The 17,068-nt window shown below is 71.1% G+C and carries 16 protein-coding genes; 7 read left to right on the forward strand and 9 right to left on the reverse strand.

Features of this window, described 5'->3' with window-relative positions; genetic code table 11:
* The 5 genes from R3E98_15615 to R3E98_15635 all read right to left on the reverse strand — a co-directional run.
* Window positions 1-530 (reverse strand): N-(5'-phosphoribosyl)anthranilate isomerase (locus R3E98_15615; protein MEZ4424838.1); only part of this gene is annotated, 530 nt, incomplete at its 3' end.
* Complete coding sequence (locus R3E98_15620) at window positions 527-1,354, reverse strand: indole-3-glycerol phosphate synthase TrpC (GenBank protein ID MEZ4424839.1); 828 nt, start codon at window positions 1,352-1,354, stop codon at window positions 527-529. The genes R3E98_15615 and R3E98_15620, both read right to left, overlap by 4 nt.
* Window positions 1,351-2,352, reverse strand: coding sequence for an anthranilate phosphoribosyltransferase (gene trpD, locus R3E98_15625; GenBank protein ID MEZ4424840.1), 1,002 nt, complete (start codon window positions 2,350-2,352; stop codon window positions 1,351-1,353). Before trpD ends, R3E98_15620 begins: the two co-directional genes overlap by 4 nt.
* Entirely contained in the window at window positions 2,349-2,936 is a 588-nt protein-coding gene (locus R3E98_15630; protein MEZ4424841.1) for an aminodeoxychorismate/anthranilate synthase component II, read from the reverse strand. The genes trpD and R3E98_15630 overlap by 4 nt, the downstream gene beginning before the upstream one ends.
* Complete coding sequence (locus tag R3E98_15635; GenBank protein ID MEZ4424842.1) at window positions 2,933-4,315, reverse strand: anthranilate synthase component I family protein; 1,383 nt, start codon at window positions 4,313-4,315, stop codon at window positions 2,933-2,935. The genes R3E98_15630 and R3E98_15635 overlap by 4 nt, the downstream gene beginning before the upstream one ends.
* Window positions 4,316-4,575: 260 nt before the next feature.
* Between R3E98_15635 and corA the strand changes: the two genes are divergently transcribed.
* Window positions 4,576-5,691 (forward strand): magnesium/cobalt transporter CorA, encoded by a 1,116-nt coding sequence (gene corA, locus R3E98_15640; GenBank protein MEZ4424843.1) that lies wholly within the window; start codon window positions 4,576-4,578, stop codon window positions 5,689-5,691.
* Window positions 5,691-6,617 carry a mechanosensitive ion channel gene (locus R3E98_15645; GenBank protein ID MEZ4424844.1) on the forward strand — a complete coding sequence of 309 codons (927 nt, stop codon included), beginning with the start codon at window positions 5,691-5,693 and terminating at the stop codon, window positions 6,615-6,617. The genes corA and R3E98_15645 overlap by 1 nt, the downstream gene beginning before the upstream one ends.
* A 99-nt stretch (window positions 6,618-6,716) precedes the next feature.
* On the opposite strand, the gene R3E98_15650 is transcribed toward R3E98_15645, so the two are convergent.
* From R3E98_15650 to R3E98_15660, 3 genes are all read right to left on the reverse strand, one after another.
* On the reverse strand, window positions 6,717-7,559 hold the full coding sequence (locus R3E98_15650) for a M28 family peptidase (protein MEZ4424845.1): 843 nt from the start codon (window positions 7,557-7,559) through the stop codon (window positions 6,717-6,719).
* A 50-nt stretch (window positions 7,560-7,609) separates the two neighbouring features.
* Window positions 7,610-8,788 carry a YncE family protein gene (locus R3E98_15655; protein ID MEZ4424846.1) on the reverse strand — a complete coding sequence of 393 codons (1,179 nt, stop codon included), beginning with the start codon at window positions 8,786-8,788 and terminating at the stop codon, window positions 7,610-7,612.
* A gap of 102 nt (window positions 8,789-8,890) precedes the next feature.
* On the reverse strand, window positions 8,891-9,103 hold the full coding sequence (locus R3E98_15660; GenBank protein MEZ4424847.1) for a hypothetical protein: 213 nt from the start codon (window positions 9,101-9,103) through the stop codon (window positions 8,891-8,893).
* 303 nt (window positions 9,104-9,406) lie between these two features.
* Here R3E98_15660 and R3E98_15665 point away from each other — a divergent pair, with 303 nt between their 5' ends.
* From R3E98_15665 to R3E98_15685, 5 genes are all read left to right on the forward strand, one after another.
* A complete protein-coding gene (locus tag R3E98_15665; protein ID MEZ4424848.1) occupies window positions 9,407-10,405 on the forward strand; it encodes a DUF4837 family protein in 999 nt (332 codons plus the stop codon).
* Between the two features lie 31 nt (window positions 10,406-10,436).
* Complete coding sequence (dnaE, locus tag R3E98_15670) at window positions 10,437-13,976, forward strand: DNA polymerase III subunit alpha (GenBank protein MEZ4424849.1); 3,540 nt, start codon at window positions 10,437-10,439, stop codon at window positions 13,974-13,976.
* Between the two features lie 163 nt (window positions 13,977-14,139).
* Window positions 14,140-15,042: a cyanophycinase gene (locus tag R3E98_15675; GenBank protein MEZ4424850.1), complete on the forward strand. Its 903-nt coding sequence runs from the start codon at window positions 14,140-14,142 to the stop codon at window positions 15,040-15,042.
* On the forward strand, window positions 15,015-15,629 hold the full coding sequence (locus R3E98_15680) for a hypothetical protein (GenBank protein ID MEZ4424851.1): 615 nt from the start codon (window positions 15,015-15,017) through the stop codon (window positions 15,627-15,629). Before R3E98_15675 ends, R3E98_15680 begins: the two co-directional genes overlap by 28 nt.
* Window positions 15,626-16,156: a GNAT family N-acetyltransferase gene (locus tag R3E98_15685; protein ID MEZ4424852.1), complete on the forward strand. Its 531-nt coding sequence runs from the start codon at window positions 15,626-15,628 to the stop codon at window positions 16,154-16,156. Before R3E98_15680 ends, R3E98_15685 begins: the two co-directional genes overlap by 4 nt.
* A 98-nt stretch (window positions 16,157-16,254) precedes the next feature.
* Here R3E98_15685 and R3E98_15690 read toward each other — a convergent pair whose 3' ends face one another.
* The gene (locus R3E98_15690) at window positions 16,255-17,034 is read right to left on the reverse strand and encodes a rhomboid family intramembrane serine protease (GenBank protein MEZ4424853.1); all 780 of its coding nucleotides are present in this window, start codon (window positions 17,032-17,034) and stop codon (window positions 16,255-16,257) included.
* Between the last annotated feature and the right edge of the window lie 34 nt (window positions 17,035-17,068).

Raw genomic sequence — 17,068 nt, forward strand, 5'->3', positions numbered from 1 at the left:
ACGTCCACCCCCCACGGGCGCACGCGATCGATGGCCTCTCCCACCGTGTCCGGATCCAGGCCGCCCGCCAGCACCAGACGGCCCTGGCGGGCCAGCGCGGTGGCGCGCGTCCAGTTGGGGCGGATGCCCTGGCCGCCCCGGCCCGGCCCTTCGAGCAGCAACGGCCGCGCGGCGCCGTACTCCTCGCGGTAGCGCACCGCGCGCGTCACCAGGTCGTCGGCGTCGTGGAAGACCGGCACGAGCCGCTCGAGCGGAACCACCGCCAGGACGTCGCGGCCGGGCTCGGCCTGCACGCGGTCGAGCGGGACCCGCGCCGTCACCGCCTCGATCTCCTCGCGCGTCGGATAGCGGAACACGCCGACCGTCGTGACGAAGGCCGGCACCGCGCCCAGCAGGCGGAGGGCCTCGTCGGGCTCGACCCGCCGCGGCGAGATCGCGAACACGAATCCCAACGCGTCCGCGCCGGCGTCCACGGCGGCGTCGATGGCCTCGACGCTGCGCAGCCCGCAGATCTTCACCCGGATCCTCACGCCCCTCCCCCTTCCCGCCCGGCGGCGATCAGCCCGGCCACCGCTCGCTGGGCGTCCGGCGCACGCATCAAGGCCGTCCCCACCAGCGCCATCCGGTAGCCCAACGCCACCGCCCGGCGCACGTCGTCCGTGTTGGTGATCCCGGACTCGGCCACCGCGACGCAGCCGTCCGGAAGGGCCGGGCGTACCCGCTCCAACCGGAGCGGGTCCACGCGCAGCGTGGTCAGATCCCGCGTGTTGACCCCCACCAGGACGGGCGGCGTGGAGCCGTCGTTGGACCCCACCGGGTCCAGCTCGCGGCCGATGCGCTCGAGGTCGGGCGCGTCGAACGCTTCCGCGAGCACGAACATGCCGAGCGCGCGGGCCGCCGCGGCGATCTCGGACAGCGCACTCCCTGGCAGCATACGCGCAATCAACAGGACGCCGGCCGCGCCAGCGACCTTCGCCTCCCACACCTGATAGGCATCCACCAGGAAGTCCTTGCGCAGCACCGGGGTGGCCACGGCCTCCCCCACGGCCGAGAGATCCTCGAGCGTGCCATCGAAGGCCTCGGGCTCGGTGAGCACGGACAGGGCCGCGGCGCCTCCCGCGGCGTACTGGCGGGCGCGCTCCAGCGGCGGGCCGACCGTGCGCTCCAGCGCCCCTTCGGCCGGGGAGCGCGGCTTGATCTCGGCGATGACGTCGAAGCGGGCGTGGAGCATCAACGGCGTCGGCGAGGGCGTGGCCTCCGCGGCGGCACGCAGCTCGGCGTCCGGGCGCAGACGGCGAGCCTCTTCCATCCGTGCGCGGCTGGACGCCGCCATCCGACCGAGGAAGTCGCTCATGCGGCCGTCAGTCGGTCCAGGAACGTGGCCGCCGCACCCGATTGCAGCGTCTCCCGCGCGCGGGCCACGCCGTCGGCGAAGTCCTGCGCGCGCCCGCTGACCTCCAGCGCCAGACCGGCGGAGAGCGCGAGCGCATCCGCGTGCGCGCCGCGCTCGCCGTCGAACACGCTCTTCAGCGCGTTGGCGTTGTAGGTGGGATCGCCGCCCCGCAGATCGCCCGGCGTGCAGCGCGCCACGCCGACGTCGGCCGGATCACGGGTCTCCTCACGGACGCGTCCCCCCTGCACGTCGAGGAGCAGGAACGGGCCCACGGGTGTGGCCTCGTCCCAGCCCGGCTCGCCGTGCACGACGAAGGCACGTTCGAGGTCGAGTCCCGCCAGGGCGTCCGCCATGAGCCGCGCCACGGGCGCGGAGAACGCACCGATCACGGCGAAGGGGGGCTCCGCCGGATTGGAGAGGGGACCGAGCACGTTGAAGATCGTGCGCACGCCCAGGGCCTGACGGACCGGAGCCACGGTGCGCACCGCCGGATGGAAGTCCGGCGCGAACAGGAAGACGAAGCCGGAGCGCGCCAACGCCGCGGGCACGGCGTCGGGGCCCTGGGGCCGCGCGTATCCCAGCGCCCCCAGCACGTCCGCCGCGCCCGACGCGCTGGAGACGGACCGGTTGCCGTGCTTGACCACCGGCACGCCGGCCGCGGCCGCCAGCAGAGCCGCGCCCGTGGAGAGGTTGTAGCTGCCGGAGCCGTCACCGCCCGTCCCGACGAGATCCACGGCCCCGCTTCCGGCCGGAAGCGCGACGTGACGAGCGCGCTTCCGCATGGCGACGGCGAAGCCACGCACCTCGTCGGCCGTCTCGCCCTTCGCGCGCAAGGCCGCCAGCACCGCCCCGGACCAGATGGCGTCCGTCCGCGGATCCGTGAGCACGTCCAGCAGCGCCTCCGCGTCCGGTTGCGGCAGGTCTTCGCCCCGGAGCAACCGCTCGAGCACGTCGCTCATCCGTCCGCCTGGTCCAGGAAGTTCTTGAGGAGCCGCTCGCCGTCGGGCGTGAGCACGCTCTCGGGATGGAACTGCACGCCCTCGATGGGCAGCTCCGCGTGGCGGATCCCCATCACCTCTCCGTCGGAGGTGTAGGCGGAGATCACGAGACCGCTCGCGGTCGGGGGCTCGGACACGGCCAGCGAGTGGTAGCGTCCCGCCTCGAACGGGTTGGGCAACCCCTCGAACAGGGTGCGGTGGTCGTGGTAGACCCGCGACGTCTTCCCGTGCATCAGTCGTTGGGCGCGTCCCACCTCCAGGCCGTGCGCCACCGCGATGGCCTGATGCCCGAGACAGACCCCGAGGACCGGCACCCGGCCCGATGCCGCCCGGATCATCTCCACGGACGCCCCCGCGTCCGACGGGTGACCGGGCCCGGGCGAGATGACCAGGTGCGTGGCGTCGGTCTCTGCGAGGGCGGCGGGGCCGACCTCGTCGTTGCGCAGCACGCGTACGTCGGCACCGAGCAGCTGGAACGCCTGGACCAGGTTGTAGGTGAACGAGTCGTAGTTGTCGACGAGCAGCACACGGGCGGGGGCCTTCACAGTCCCTCCTCGGCCCACGCCAGGGCGGAGCGGAGCGCTTCGCTCTTGGCCAGGACTTCCTGGTGTTCACGGTCCGGATCGCTGTCGGCTACGATGCCGGCGCCGGCCTGGTAGGTGTAGCGTCCGTTCTCGAAGACCAGCGTGCGGATGGCGATGGCCTGATCCACCGTGCCCCCCACCCCGAAGTAGCCCACCGAGCCCGCGTAGAAGCCGCGGGGCGTGGGCTCGAGCCTCCGGATGATCTCGCCGGCGCGGATCTTGGGCGCGCCCACCACCGTGCCGGCGGGAAACGCGGCCGCGAAGACGTCCAGCGCGTCCGTGCCGGGTGCCAGCACGCCCTTCACGCCGCTCACCATGTGGATGACGTGGCTGTAGCGCTCGATGGTGCGGAAGGGCTCCACCCGGATGCTGCCCGGCACCGCCACCCGTCCCAGGTCGTTGCGGGCCAGGTCCACGAGCATGACGTGCTCGGCGTTCTCCTTGGGATCCGCGAGCAGATCGCGGATGCGCTCCTCATCCTCCGCATCGGTTGCCGCGCGCGGCCGCGTGCCCGCGATGGGCCGGAGCGAGGCCTCCCGCCCCGAGAGCGTGACCAGCGCCTCGGGAGAGGAGCCCACGATCTGCAGGTCGCCGAAGTCGAGGAAGTAGAGGTAGGGAGAGGGATTGAGCAGGCGCAGCGCCCGATAGACCTCGAAGGGACTCAGGTCGGTCTCGCCGCTGAAACCGATGGAGAGGACGATCTGGTAGATGTCGCCCGCTTCGATGTGCTGCTTCGCCTCCAGCACCGCGTCCGTGAAGGCCGCCGGGGACAAGGTGGGCGTCGGCGGTCCGTGGCGGCCGGGGGGACCGGCGTCGGGGAGGGCGCCGCGCAGCGCGCCGACCACGTCGGCGCGCAACCGCTGTCGCTCCTCCTCGGATCCGTCGTGCAGCAGCGCCGCGCGCCGGGTCATGTGATCGAACACCAGGATGGAGCGGGGTGCGAAGAAGCGTCCCAGCGGCGGCTCCGGCGGTGGGCCGCGATGGACCACCTCCTCGAACCAGCGATGCAGTCCGAAGCCGAGCGCCCCCACCAGGCCCCCGGTGAAGGGCACGCCGGCGGGCGCGGGCGCGGGCCGCGGGGCCCGCTCGACGGCAGCGCGGATCTCCGACAGCAGCCCCGCCCGCGACCCGGGCAGAGGCCGCCGCTCCCCACCCACGACGAGCCCATCGGCATCCAGCGCGACCTCGAGCCCACCGCCGAAGCCGATGAACGAGAAGCGCGCGATCCGCTCCCCGCCCTCGACGCTTTCCAGCAGGAAGCGGGGCCCCAGCGGGCGCAGCTTCAGGTAGGCGGAGACCGGGGTGTCCAGATCCGCGGTGATGTCGAAGTACTGTCGCATGTGCCTCCGTCCGGCGTACCGGAAAAAGAAAACGCCCGCCTCCCTCGCGGAGGCGGGCGTCTCAGACCCAGCGGGTCCCCGACCTAACGGCCGATGAGATCCTCCTCCGCGCGCACGGGTCCCCGCCACCACCAGGCCTGGTGGCGTCGGGCGTGCCATGCGGAGGTGCCGTGCCGAGTCATGCTCAACGGATAGGCCGAGCGCGTGCCGACGTCAAGATGCCCCTGGCGATGCCGCGGCGTTCCTACGACTCTGGGGCGATGGCAGGCTCGAAGCGGAAGAAGGGCGCGATCCAGCGCGCACGGCGGCTGGTGCGGCGAGCGGCCGGGAGTGGCTCCAAGAAGCCGGGAGCCGCGCCCGGGACGCTGGTCCACATCGGGAAGGTGCGGGAAGGCCCGGTCGCCCTGCGGGCGATGGACTTCGAGACCGGTCGGCTCGACGAGCACACCCTGACGGACGCGAAGGCCTGCGCCGACCTGATCGCCCGTCCCGGCGTCACCTGGATCGACATCGACGGGGTGCACGACACGGAGCTCATCGCGTCGCTGGGCGAGCGCTTCGGGATCCACCGCCTGGTGCTCGAGGACATCGTGCACACGCACCAGCGCGCGAAGGTGGAAGCCTACGACGGTCACCTGTTCATCGTGCTGCGCATGCTGCGCCTGGACCCCGTGACGCTGGCCGTGGACGACGAGCAGGTGAGCTTCATCCTGGGCAAGGACTACGTGCTCTCCTTCCAGGAGGCGCCCGGGGACGTATTCGATCCCGTACGCGAGCGCCTGAGGCACGGACGCGGGCTCATCCGCGGACGTGGGCCCGACTACCTCGCGTATGCGCTGATGGACGCCGTGGTGGACCACTACTTCCAGGTGGTCGAGGCCATCTCGGACGCGGCCGACCAGCTGGAGGAGGCGCTGCTGGGGCAGCCCGGCTCCGACCTGGGAGCGCGCATCCATCACCTGAAGCGCGAAGCCCTGCTGATGCGACGCGCGGTGTGGCCGCTGCGTGAAGCCCTCAGCGTGCTCTACCGCGACGAGTTCACGCTCATCGCCGCGGAGACCCGCACCTTCCTGCGCGACGTCTACGACCACACGGTGCAGGTGATCGACTCCGTGGAGACGCTGCGGGACGTGCTCACGGGCTCCATGGACCTGTTCCTGTCGCTGCAGAGCAACCGCATGAACGAGGTCATGAAGGTGCTCACGCTGGTCACCAGCATCTTCATCCCGCTGTCCTTCCTGGCCGGTCTGTACGGCATGAACTTCGACCACATGCCGGAGTTGCATCTGTCCTGGGGGTATCCGGCCCTGCTGGGGCTGATGGTCGCCGTGGTGCTGGGCATGCTGGCCTTCTTCCGGCACAAGCGCTGGTTGTGATGCAGGCGCCGCAGGAGGACTCGGCGGCCCTGGACGGGTTGGCGCAGGAGGCCGCCGTGACCGTGCGCGGCCTGCTGGACACCCATCTGTTCACGATGGGCAACCAGGACGTGACCGTCTCCAACATCCTGGCCGCCCTGCTGGTGATGCTGGCGGGGTTCTTCCTCTCCCAGGCCAGCCGCCGCGTGGTGCGCGGCATCTTCCGTGCCCGTCGGGTCTACGACGAAGGACTGATCGGCACCGCGCAGCGCCTCGTGCGCTACACCATCCTGGTGCTGGTCATCTTCCTCGCGCTGGACCAGATCGGCATCGACCTCTCCACGCTGTTCGCGGCCGGTGCCATCGCGGCCGTCGCCATCGGGTTCGCGCTCCAGAACATCCTGCAGAACTTCGTGGCCGGGATCATCCTCCTGGTGGAGCGCAGCATCACACCCCTGGACGTCCTGAACGTGGACGGGCAGATCGTGCGCGTCGTGGACATGCGCATCCGTTCCACCATCGTGCGCACGCTGGACGAAGAGGAGATCATCATCCCCAACGCGCAGCTCGTGCAGTCCAGCGTGAAGAACTACACGCTGCGCGACCCGCTGTACCGCCTGCGCACGCAGGTGGGGGTCTCCTATTCGTCCGACGTGGATCAGGTGTTCAAGGTCCTGATGGACGCCGCCACCACCATCCCGAACCAGGACACCAAGCGCACGCCGGTGGTCCTGTTCACCGAGTTCGGGGATTCCGCGCTCAACTTCGACGTGTCCATCTGGGTGCGCGATCCCTGGCTGACCCGCCGCACGCGCTCGGAGCTCAACCACTCGATCTGGCGGCACCTCAAGGAGGCCGGCATCGTGGTGGCCTTCCCGCAGCTCGACATCCACTTCGATCCGCCGGGACACCCGAACGCACCACCCGCGCCCCGCGCGTTGGGCTGAGCGGTCGCCGAGGCCCCGCCGTCTCCGGGGGGGCGCCGTTCCGGGGGGCGCCGAACCCAGACCCCGACCGACCCGCGCACCGCCGTTCCGGCGGGCGCGCTACTCCGCGTCCGCCAGCCGCAACGCCGTGGCCACCGTGGCGTCCACGACCCGCGCCATGAAGGCGTAGTCGAGCGTCTCGGCGCGGTCGCTCGCGCGGTGGTAGTGCGGATTCCGCAGGAACGCCGTGTCCGTGATCATCAGGGCCGGCTGGCCCTCCGACCAGAAGCTGGCGTTGTCCGACAGACGCGTCTGCCAGACCAGCCAGCCCCGGAACGGCGTCACCAGCGGCACCACGGGAAGGTCAGGCACCCGCGCACGTGCCGACTCCACGAACGTGCGCAGCAGCCGCCGCGACTGCCCGTCGCCCGTCACCGCCAGGAAGTCGCCGGTGCGGGGGATGCGCTTCCACGCGATGAGGGCCGGCACCTTCTGCGTGTCCGGGCGGGCGTCCGCGTAGCCGATCATCTCGTAGACGAGCGCCCCGGCATACCGCACGCCCGCGGCCCGCGCGGCGCGCGCGTGCCGCCGGCTGCCCACCCGGTAGGTCGTGGTCTGCTGCTCCTCCAGGTCGAACGCCACCAGCTCCACCGTGGCGTGCAGGGATCGTCCCGCGAGCGCTCGGGCACTCTCGAGCAGACCGGCCACGCCGGACGCATTGTCATCCGCGCCCGGGCTGCTGGCGATGGTGTCGTAGTGGGCCCCGATGAGCACGCGCGGCCGGACCGGGTCCCGGCCGGGGATCTCGGCGACCACGTTGTGGTGCGTGCGGCCCCGGAACGCGAACGGGCGCAGCTCGGCGTCCAGACCCACCGCCGCGAGCTGCTCCTGGACGTACCGCGCGGCCGCGGCGTGGGCGGCCGGGGCGCGCTCGGGGTGGCGCACGCCCTCCAGCGCGCGCACGTGCGCTTCCAGGCGGGCCGGGTCGGCCGCGCGCTCCGTCGGGTCTCCGCTCAGGAGCCCGGTGCCTGCCCCGCGGGCGTCAGGGACCAGAAGCCGATGCCTCCGGACTGATGGCCCAGGTCCACAGTGGCCACGCGCACACGCCGCTCGAGGTCGAAGACGTCGAGCGTGCCCGGGACGGAGCCGATGGACTCGTTGGTCACGAAGGCGTAGCGGCTGTCGGGGCTGGCCACCACGCCGTGGGTGATCGGGCGGCTGGTCGGCAGGCGCGCCACCTCGGTGCCGTCCTGCAGATCGATGATGGAGACCGACTGCTCGGACTTGAGCGTCGCGACCAGCCAGCGGCCGTCGGGGGTGACCTCCAGGTTGTAGGGGGAGCGGCCCGTGGAGAGACGGCGCGCCACTCCCCACTCCTCGGTGTCGATCTCCAGCACGACGCCGCCCTTGTTGCACGCCACGTAGACGTAGCGGGCACGCGAACCTTCTCCGGGCTCGGCCCACGTGGGGGAGCACACGGCCCCGGCGGCCATGGCCTCGCGCTGCAGATGGCCGGCGTGCCCGCCACCGGACCCGCCGTGTTCGCCCAGGTCGGCCGCGGGCAGCGCCGCCTCCGCCCCCGGCGTCACCGAGAGGCGGCGGCTGACCGCCATGGTGCTCCGGTCGATCTCGACGAGCTGATCCGAATGCATGCAGGCCGAGTACTGCCGGTCGCCGGCCTGGTTCAGCCGGCTGCCGTGCGGCATCAGGCACGTCGGGATGCGGGCCACCTCCAGCATCGTGGGCGCATAGACCACGGAGATGTCCGACGGCACCATCTCGCCGTGCAGGTTGAAGTTGGCCACGAAGACCAGCTCGCCGTCGGGCGACACGCCCATGGTGGCGGGGAAGAGCCCGAGCGGCGTGCGCGCCACCAGCGTGTCGGGGCCCGCATGGAACTTCCACAGGTGCCCGTAGGGCGTTCCGTGGGCGATGGTCACGTACCAGAACCGCCCGTCCGGGGAGACGCTCAGGCCGTGGGCGCCATCGTTGTCGGCCGGCATGATGCCGACCGGGATCTCGTGCTCGACCCGGGCGCCACGCCCGGGCTCGAACACCACGCGGCTGATGAGATCGGAGGACTCGTTGGCCACGTACACCCGGTAGGCCGGGCCCTCCTGCCCCACCAGCGGGGAGCCCAGGGCCAGGAGCAGCAGCGGGAGAAGGTGGCGCGAACGGCGCACGGGGATCATGGCAGCCTCGGTGCGGCCGGCGGCGGGAGACGGAAGAGGGAGGCGGGATCGATCCCGCCTCCCTCGCAGGCCGGCGTCAGGGTCGAGCGTCCCCAGGGGGAGCTACTCCCACTCCTCCTCGTCCTCCTCGGCCTCCTCCTCCCACTCCTCACCGTCCTCGTCGTCGTCCTCGTCGTCGTCGTCGTCCCAGTCGAAGTCGTCGTCCCCTTCTTCCGAGTCGTCGAAGTCTTCTTCGAACCCTTCCTCGTCCTCATCCCAGTCGTCCCGATTGAGGATCTCGTCGGACTCAACGATCGACCGCGTCAGGGTAAACATCGCTCTCGGGTTCCTCCCTTAGCCGTTCCATGTAGAAGGTGGACCTGGCGCCGGTCCGACCTCGGCCCGCTGTGGCGGCGCGACGGGGCCACGCCGCGCGTCTGGCCCTAATATCGCCCGCTGGATGGAGTGTCAAGCGCACCACGCGTCGTCGTGGAGCGAGCCGCCTCCGCTGGCGTGCGAGCCGCCAGGGGAACCCGTGGATCCCGGGCCCGCGCCTTGGCCTCCACACCCCGAATGGGATAGAATCGGGGTCTCCCGGCGTATCCCAGGAACGAGACGCCTCCCAGCCGGAGACCGCACGTGCGCAGGATCACAACCCTAGCCCTCCTCGCCGCCACGCTTCCCCTGGCCTGCGGCCGTGGGGGTGCCTACGGAGACGCCAACAGCGTCATCGTCGGCGCCCCGAACGAGCTGTGGGAGCGGGTGGAGACGCCGACCCGCACCGCGCTCGAGCGGCGGGTCTTCACGGTGGCCGAGGAGAAGGCGTTCACGGTCACGCAGATCGATCCCCGGGAGGCCGACTGGGGCAACCTGCAGCAGTTCAAGCAGGTGCTCGTGATCGGTGAGGCCAACGATCCCTGGGTCGCCGAGGCCCTGGCCGAGCGCGACGGCAACCAGGCCCTGGCGCCCCCCCAGATCCTCCAGGTCATGGACGTCTGGGCCCGCAGCCAGCTCGTGACCGTGATGCTGCTGAACGACGGGGATGCCGCCGCCCAGGTGGAGCGGCTGCTCCCCGAGCTGGCGGAGCTCTACGAGAGACAATACCGCGACTACGTCGTGGCGCGGATGTTCCTGACGGGCCGCGACTCTGCGCTGGCGGACACGCTCCGCGCCGAGGCGGGGTTCGAGCTGCTCCTTCCCGTGGTGTACCAGTGGCGGCGCGAGGACAGCACCTTCATCTTCCGCAACGACAACCCCGACCCGTCCGAGCTGATCCGGCAGGTCGCGGTGACCTGGTGGACCCCGGTGCCGCCCAACGTACAGCCCGAATCGCTGCTGGAGTGGCGGTCGGACATCGCGAACCGGTACTACGAGGACGAGCAGGTCGTGAAGCTGGAGGGCGTGCAGGGCGGGCCCGGCACGATCGGCGGCAACAAGGCCTACCAGATCCAGGCCACGTGGGAGAACCCCCCCGGGGGCTGGCCCGCGGGCGGACCGCTCCTGATGCGCGCCATCATCTGCGAGGAGCAGAACCGGATGTACCTCCTGGACGCCTGGCTGTACGCGCCCGGGAAGGAGAAGTACGAGTACGTGATCCAGTTGGAGACCATCCTGAATTCCTTCCGCTGCGGCACGTAGCCCAGCGGGAGGAGCAGCCGCGCCGGGGGCCGTGAGCTTCGTACATCTCCACACCCACTCCGAGTACTCCCTCCTCGACGGCGCCAACCGCATCCGGGATCTGGTCCGGCGCGCGGGTGACTTCGAGATGCCCGCGCTCGCGCTCACGGATCACGGGTGCATGTTCGGCGCCTGGACCTTCCAGAAGGAAGCCCGCAAGGCGGGTGTGAAGCCCATCCTGGGGATGGAGGCGTACGTCGCGCCCGGAGACCGCCGCGACCGCACCCGATCGGGACAGGGCGAGCGGGCCTACTACCACCTCGTGCTGCTGGCCCGCGACCGTCAGGGCTACCGCAACCTCGTCAAGCTCAGCTCGCTCGGGTACACGCAGGGCTTCTATCACAAGCCGCGCCTGGACCGGGAGATCCTCTCCACCTACTCCGACGGGTTGATCGTCAGCTCGGCCTGCATGGCCGGCGAGGTGGCGCGGCATCTCCAGGCGGGCGACGACGATGCCGCCCGCGCCACGGCGGCCTGGTACGCCGAGACCTTCCCCGGGCGCTACTACCTCGAGGTGCAGGCGCACGACTCCGAAGGGCAACGCCAGCTCAACGAGCGGGTGTTCGGGCTGGCGGAGGAGCTGGGCCTGCCCGTCGTGGCCACCAACGACACGCACTTCCTCAAGCCCGAGGACCACGAGGCCCACGACGTGCTCCTCTGCATCGGGTTGGGGAAGGATTTCTCCGATCCGGCGCGCATGCGCTACGACGACGGGCTGTACTTCAAGTCGGCGCCCGAGATCGCCGCGTTCTTCCCGGACCGTCCGGACGTGCTGGAGAACACGCTCGCGATCGCGGACGCTGTCGACCTCGAACTCGAGCGGAAATACCACCTCCCCAACTTCCCGCTCCCGGACCGCTACAGCGATCCGAACGACTACCTGGTGCACCTGTCGGAGGAGGGGGCGCGTGCCCGGTATGGCGACCCGCTCCCCGACCCGGTGCGCGAGCGCCTCGACTACGAGCTCGGCGTCATCACGCAGACGGGCTACGCCGGGTACTTCCTCATCGTCTGGGACTTCATCGCCTGGGCGCGCAGCAAGGACATCCCGGTGGGACCGGGCCGTGGATCGGCGGCCGGCTCCCTGGTGGCCTATGCGCTGGGGATCACCAACCTGGACCCGATCCGCTTCGACCTGCTGTTCGAGCGCTTCCTGAATCCGGAGCGCGTGTCGATGCCCGACATCGACATCGACTTCTGCTTCGAACGCCGCGGCGAGGTCATCGAGCACGTGCGCGAGAAGTACGGCCGCGACGCGGTCGGCCAGATCATCACGTTCGGCACCATGAAGAGCCGGGCCGTGATCCGCGACGTGGGGCGTACGCTGGGATTCGAGCCGTCGGAGACCGACCGGATCGCCAAGCTGATCCCGAACGCCCCGGGACAGAGCTTCACGGTGGAGGAGGCGGTCAAGAACCTGAAGGAGGTGCGGGACCTCTACCAGTCGGATGACCGCCACCGGCGTCTGTTCGACTACTCCACGACCCTGGAAGGCCTGTCCCGACATGCGTCGGTGCACGCCGCCGGCGTGGTGATCGCGCCCGGACCCCTGGACGAATACGTCCCGGTCTGCGTCCAGAGCCGGGGAGGCCGCTCCAACGGCGCCAACGGGGACGGGAGCGGGGACGAGGCCCCCGATGTCGTGACGCAGTACGACATGAACTGCCTCGAAGACGCCGGGATGCTCAAGATGGACTTCCTGGGTCTGAAGACGCTCACGGTCATCTCCGACGCGGTCGCGATGATCACGGAGCGGCATGGCGGCCTGACGCACCCGACGACCGGCGACGTCTACGCCTCCATGGACGATGTGCCCCTGGACGACCCCGCCGTCTACCGGATGCTTTCCCGGGGAGGCACGCTGGGGGTCTTCCAGTTCGAATCGTCGCTGGCCACGGACAAGCTGCGCGCGATGCGCTGCGACCGCTTCGAGGACCTGGTCGCCACCAACGCCTTGATCCGCCCCGGACCCCTGGATTCCGGCATGGCGGACGTGTACGTCCGCCGCAAGCTGGGCCAGGAGCCCGTGCGCTATCCGCATCCGGATCTGGAGATGACGCTCGAGCCGACCTACGGCGTGATCGTCTACCAGGAGCAGGTGATGCGGATCGCCAACGTGCTCGCGGGCTTCTCGCTCGCCGAAGCCGACGTGCTCCGCAAGGCGGTCGGCAAGAAGATCCAGGAGCTGATCGAGAAGGAGCTCGGCACGTTCGTCACGCGCGCGGTCGAACGGGGCGTGAACAAGAAGATCGCCGAGGACCTGGCCCAGCAGATCGAGACCTTCGGCCGCTACGGCTTCAACAAGAGCCACGCCGCCGCCTACTCCCTGATCTCCTACCAGACGGCCTGGCTCAAGGCGCATTATCCGGCCGAGTTCATGGCGGCGCTGCTCTCGTCGGTGCTCGACAAGACCGACGACGTCGTCACCTACATCGGCGAGTGCCGGGCGCTGCCCAAGAGCGTGGAGCGCCTGGAGGAGCCCGTGCAGGTGCTCCCGCCGGACGTGAATCAATCCCGCTGGAAGTTCACCGTGGTGGACCCGACCCGGATCCGGTTCGGGCTCGGCGCGGTGAAGGGGGTCGGGTCGGCGGCGGTGGACTCCATCCTGAAGGCCCGCACCGACGGCCCCTTCAAGAGCCTCTTCGACTTCCTGGAGCGGGTGGAGCTCCGGGCCCTGGGCAAGCGCGCCACCGAAGCGCTGATCTGCGCGGGCGCCCTGGACGCGTTCGGCCACCGCGCGCAGCTCCTGGCCGGCCTGGACACGGCCTTCGCGGAGGTGCAGGCCCGGCAGGCGGAGGAGGCTGCCGGCCAGGCGTCGCTGTTCGGCGGGGAGGCTGCGGTCGCCCGGCACGCGCCGCCTCTCCCGCGCGTGCCCGAATGGCAGGAGCCCGTACGGCTGGCCCGCGAGAAGGAGACGCTCGGGTTCTTCATCTCGGGACATCCCCTGGAGCGCCTGCGCGACGTGGTGGAGGCGTTCGGCTCCACGCGCACGTCGGATCTCAAGGAACGCGGGGGGCAGCCGGTCGACCTGGCGGGCGTCGTCACGTCGGTGGCCCGCCAGATCTCGCGGCGCGACAACTCCGAGTGGGGCAAGGTGACCCTGGAGGACTTCCACGGGTCGGCCACCATCCTGGCCTTCAAGGACGCCTGGGAAGGACACAAGGCCCTGCTGCAGCAGGACGCCCTGGTGCTGATCTCGGGGAAGGTGTCGGGACGCGAGCGCGACGAGGAGGATCCCCCGGTCTTCCTGGACTCGGCGCTCCTCCTGGACGACCTGACCGACTCGGAGCGGTTGGCCGTCCAGATCGAGCTGGACTTCGAGGCCTCCCGCCCGCCGGACATCGCGCGCGTGCGCGAGGTGCTCGCGCGGCATCCCGGGAAGGCCCCGGTGGAGTTCCGGGTCGGCCAGGACAACGGACGTCCGGCGCCGCGCCTGCGCTCCCGGTCGCTCTGCGTGCGGCCGGACATCGACACCTTGAACGAGCTCCGCGCCCTCCTCGGGGACCGCCGCGTCCGGCTGATCCGGCGCTGAGGAAGGGGCCGCCGCGGCGGCGGCCCAACTGGCCTGGAACGCGAAATGCTGCCATCCTCCGGGATCGACCCCGGCGGCTCCCCCAGCCTCCGGGGCCGGCTCGGCCGGACCGGCCGATCGCCCCGGCCGATGCATCGTTGCGCACCTCACGCTGGAGCCTTGGATGCCTGATCCGCGTTCGCGTTCCGCCCGGCTCGCCGGTGCGGCCGTCCTGATCCTCCTCCTCGCCGGCGGGCCGCTGGCGGCCCAGCAGGTGGGCCCGGCCCGGGGCACCCTGGTCGTGGTGGGAGGCGGCCTCACGGATCCGGCCATCTGGGCCCGCTTCGTCGAGCTGGCCGGGGGTCCGCAGTCCTCCATCGTCGTGATCCCCACAGCGGGGGGCGGGGAGGACTACGATGCGTACTATCCCGGTCTGGACGCGCTGCGCGCGGCCGGGGCGGAGACCCTGACCGTCCTGCACACCTACGACCGCGCCGAGGCCGATACGGAGGCCTTCGTGGCGCCGCTCCGGGAGGCCACCGGGGTGTGGTTCCCCGGCGGACGGCAGTGGCGGCTGGCGGACGCGTATCTGGGGACCCGGACCCAGCGCGAGCTGGAGGCCCTCCTGGCGCGGGGCGGGGTCATCGGCGGCTCCTCCGCCGGGGCCACCATCCAGGGCTCCTATCTGGTCCGTGGCGACACCGGGAGCAACGAGATCATGATGGGCGACCACGAGGAGGGCTTCGGCTTCCTGCGCAACGTGGCCGTGGACCAGCACCTGCTGCGGCGCAACCGCCAGTTCGACCTCATCGAGGTCATCCGGGCCAAGCCGGAGCTGCTGGGGATCGGCATCGACGAGAACACGGCGATCGTCGTCAGTGGCGATTCCTTCGAGGTGCTGGGCCAGGGGTACGTGGCCATCTACGACGCCCAGCGGCAATTGGACTCGGGCGGGCTGTTCTACTTCCTGGCACCAGGGGACCGCTTCGATCTCGCGACGCGCGAAGCCGTGCGGCCGGCGATCGAGCGGCGGCCCCTGCCCCGCGTGGAGAAGGAGCCGTGGCCGAAGGGCACGGGCGGCCGGTGAGGCGCCGGCGGCTCCTCCCGGCGCTCCTGGGCGTGCTGGCCGCCTGCGGCCGGGGCGACGAGGCGGAGCCGCGCCCACCCACCACCGACGCCATGGTGGAGAGCGTGCCCGGGTGCGCCCGTCAGATCGAGACCCGGGGCGCGCAGCTCGCCGTCGTAGCGGAGCTGCGCGACGTCGAGGGGTGCGAGGACGGGACCCTGGAGGTGACCGTGCGCTGGCCGGATGGCCGCACCCAGGCGCTGTCCCTGGACGGGATGGGATTCCCCTCCGATCTCCAGGTCATCGATCTCCACGAGGACGGTACCGAGGACCTGTTGATCGGGCACCAGGACCTGAGCGGGGATCCGCCCCGCGTACGCGCCTTCGAGTCGGTCTCCGGAGGTCGGCTGCGCGACTTCGAGCTGGAGCCTCCAATCGACATCGATCTGCCGGGGTACGCCGGCGGCGGCCACTTCCACACCCGCGGCGGTCGCCTGTTCTTCAGCCATCCGGCCCCCAGCGGTGAGCGGACCATCGCCTACAACGAGCGCCTCCGGGTCTGGGAGGAGATCGACCTGAGCCGGTTCGAGACCGACCGACCGCGGTGAGCGTGCACCCCGTCCTCCATACCCGCCGCCTCACCCTGCGGCCGGTGACCGCGGAGGACGCCTCGATCCTGCTGGCCTTCTTCCGCCTGCCCGGCGTGCGCCGCTGGCTGTTGGACGACGTCCTGGTCGAGCGGGCCTGGGTGGAGCGGGAGATCCACGACGCGCGCGTGCGGTTCGAGCAGCACGGCGCAGGACTGTGGGCCGTGGAGGAGCCCTCCGGCGAGCTGGTCGGATGCGCAGGCTTCCGTGCGTTCCACGAGCCGCCGGAGATGGAGCTCCTCTTCGCGATCCGCGACGACCGCTGTGGCCTGGGCTACGCCACCGAGGTGGGTACCGCCCTGGTCCAGCACGCCTTCGCGATCCTGGGGTGGGAGGCCGTGACCGCCAGCCACGACGCGGAGCATGCCGCGTCCGGACGGGTGCTGGCGAAGCTCGGGTTCGTGCAGGTGGGGCGCGGCATCCGCAGCGGGCTCGACACCGTCACCTGGCGCAGGGAGTCCACCGGCGTCGGGCCGCGCCCCGACTAGCGGCCCGAGCGCGAGCCTCCCCACGGGCGGCCCCGTCCGGGGCTCGGGCCCGTGGCGCTCCCGACCCGCGCGGGATGACCCGTGGGTACGGTGCGCTCCTAGTGCGTGCCCGCCATCCGGTCCAGGAAGGCCTGCTCCTCGCGGCTGAGGCTCGCGACACCGTCGGTCTCGGCCCGCTGCAGCAGCGTCTCCACCTCGTCCCGATTGAGCACGTGGAGGCGCTCCCGGTCGATGCCCCGCCACCGCACCAGGGCTTCACGGTCCCGTGCGCCCGGCATGGAGATCCGGTTGCCGTGCGGCGTGGGCGGCGCCTTGAACTTGCGGATGCGCTGCTTCCGGCGCAGGTCGCTCAACCACAGGTAGAGGAAGCCCGTGGCCAGGCCCCCCAGGTGCGCATAGTGGGCGATCCCCCCGCCGCCCCCGGACACCCCGCTCCAGAGGCTGACGACCACCAGGAGCGTGGTCAGCATCCAGGCCTGGACCGGCAGGACGCCCCAGATGTAGATGAGCTCCCGCGGCCAGAAGTACGCGAAGCCCAGCAGCACTCCGTATACGGCTCCCGAGGCGCCGATCACGGCCGCGCGGGGCTCCAGGAAGGAGAAGAGCGCTCCGCCGAACCCCGAGAGGAAGTACAGGAGCAGGAAGCCCTTGCCGCCGAGGCGCATCTCCAGACGGGGCCCGAAGAAGAACAGCCCGATCATGTTGAAGAGGAGATGCCAGCCGTCCGCATGGACGAACATGTACGTGACGAGCGTCCAGGGCGTCTGGATGAAATAGAGCGGCTGGAACGCCAGGAGGACGCGCACACCGGGAGATGCCTGCGTCAGCAGGAAGACGACCACGTTCGCGACCAGCAGCCGCGTCACCCAGGGTGTCATCCCGATCAACGCGCTCGGACCCCCGCTCCACAGG

The sequence above is a fragment of the Gemmatimonadota bacterium genome (assembly GCA_041390125.1).
Lineage (GTDB): Bacteria > Gemmatimonadota > Gemmatimonadetes > Longimicrobiales > Gaopeijiaceae > JAGQIF01.

Excerpts from the sequence above, each read along its gene's own strand:
- R3E98_15620 (MEZ4424839.1), bottom strand. The coding sequence starts at position 1,354 with ATGAGCGACTTCCTCGGTCGGATGGCGGCGTCCAGCCGCGCACGGATG.
- R3E98_15645 (MEZ4424844.1), top strand. The coding sequence starts at position 5,691 with ATGCAGGCGCCGCAGGAGGACTCGGCGGCCCTGGACGGGTTGGCGCAG.
- R3E98_15655 (MEZ4424846.1), bottom strand. The coding sequence starts at position 8,788 with ATGATCCCCGTGCGCCGTTCGCGCCACCTTCTCCCGCTGCTGCTCCTG.
- trpD (MEZ4424840.1), bottom strand. The coding sequence starts at position 2,352 with ATGAGCGACGTGCTCGAGCGGTTGCTCCGGGGCGAAGACCTGCCGCAA.
- R3E98_15635 (MEZ4424842.1), bottom strand. The coding sequence starts at position 4,315 with ATGCGACAGTACTTCGACATCACCGCGGATCTGGACACCCCGGTCTCC.
- R3E98_15690 (MEZ4424853.1), bottom strand. The coding sequence starts at position 17,034 with ATGACACCCTGGGTGACGCGGCTGCTGGTCGCGAACGTGGTCGTCTTC.
- corA (MEZ4424843.1), top strand. The coding sequence starts at position 4,576 with ATGGCAGGCTCGAAGCGGAAGAAGGGCGCGATCCAGCGCGCACGGCGG.
- R3E98_15675 (MEZ4424850.1), top strand. The coding sequence starts at position 14,140 with ATGCCTGATCCGCGTTCGCGTTCCGCCCGGCTCGCCGGTGCGGCCGTC.
- R3E98_15660 (MEZ4424847.1), bottom strand. The coding sequence starts at position 9,103 with ATGTTTACCCTGACGCGGTCGATCGTTGAGTCCGACGAGATCCTCAAT.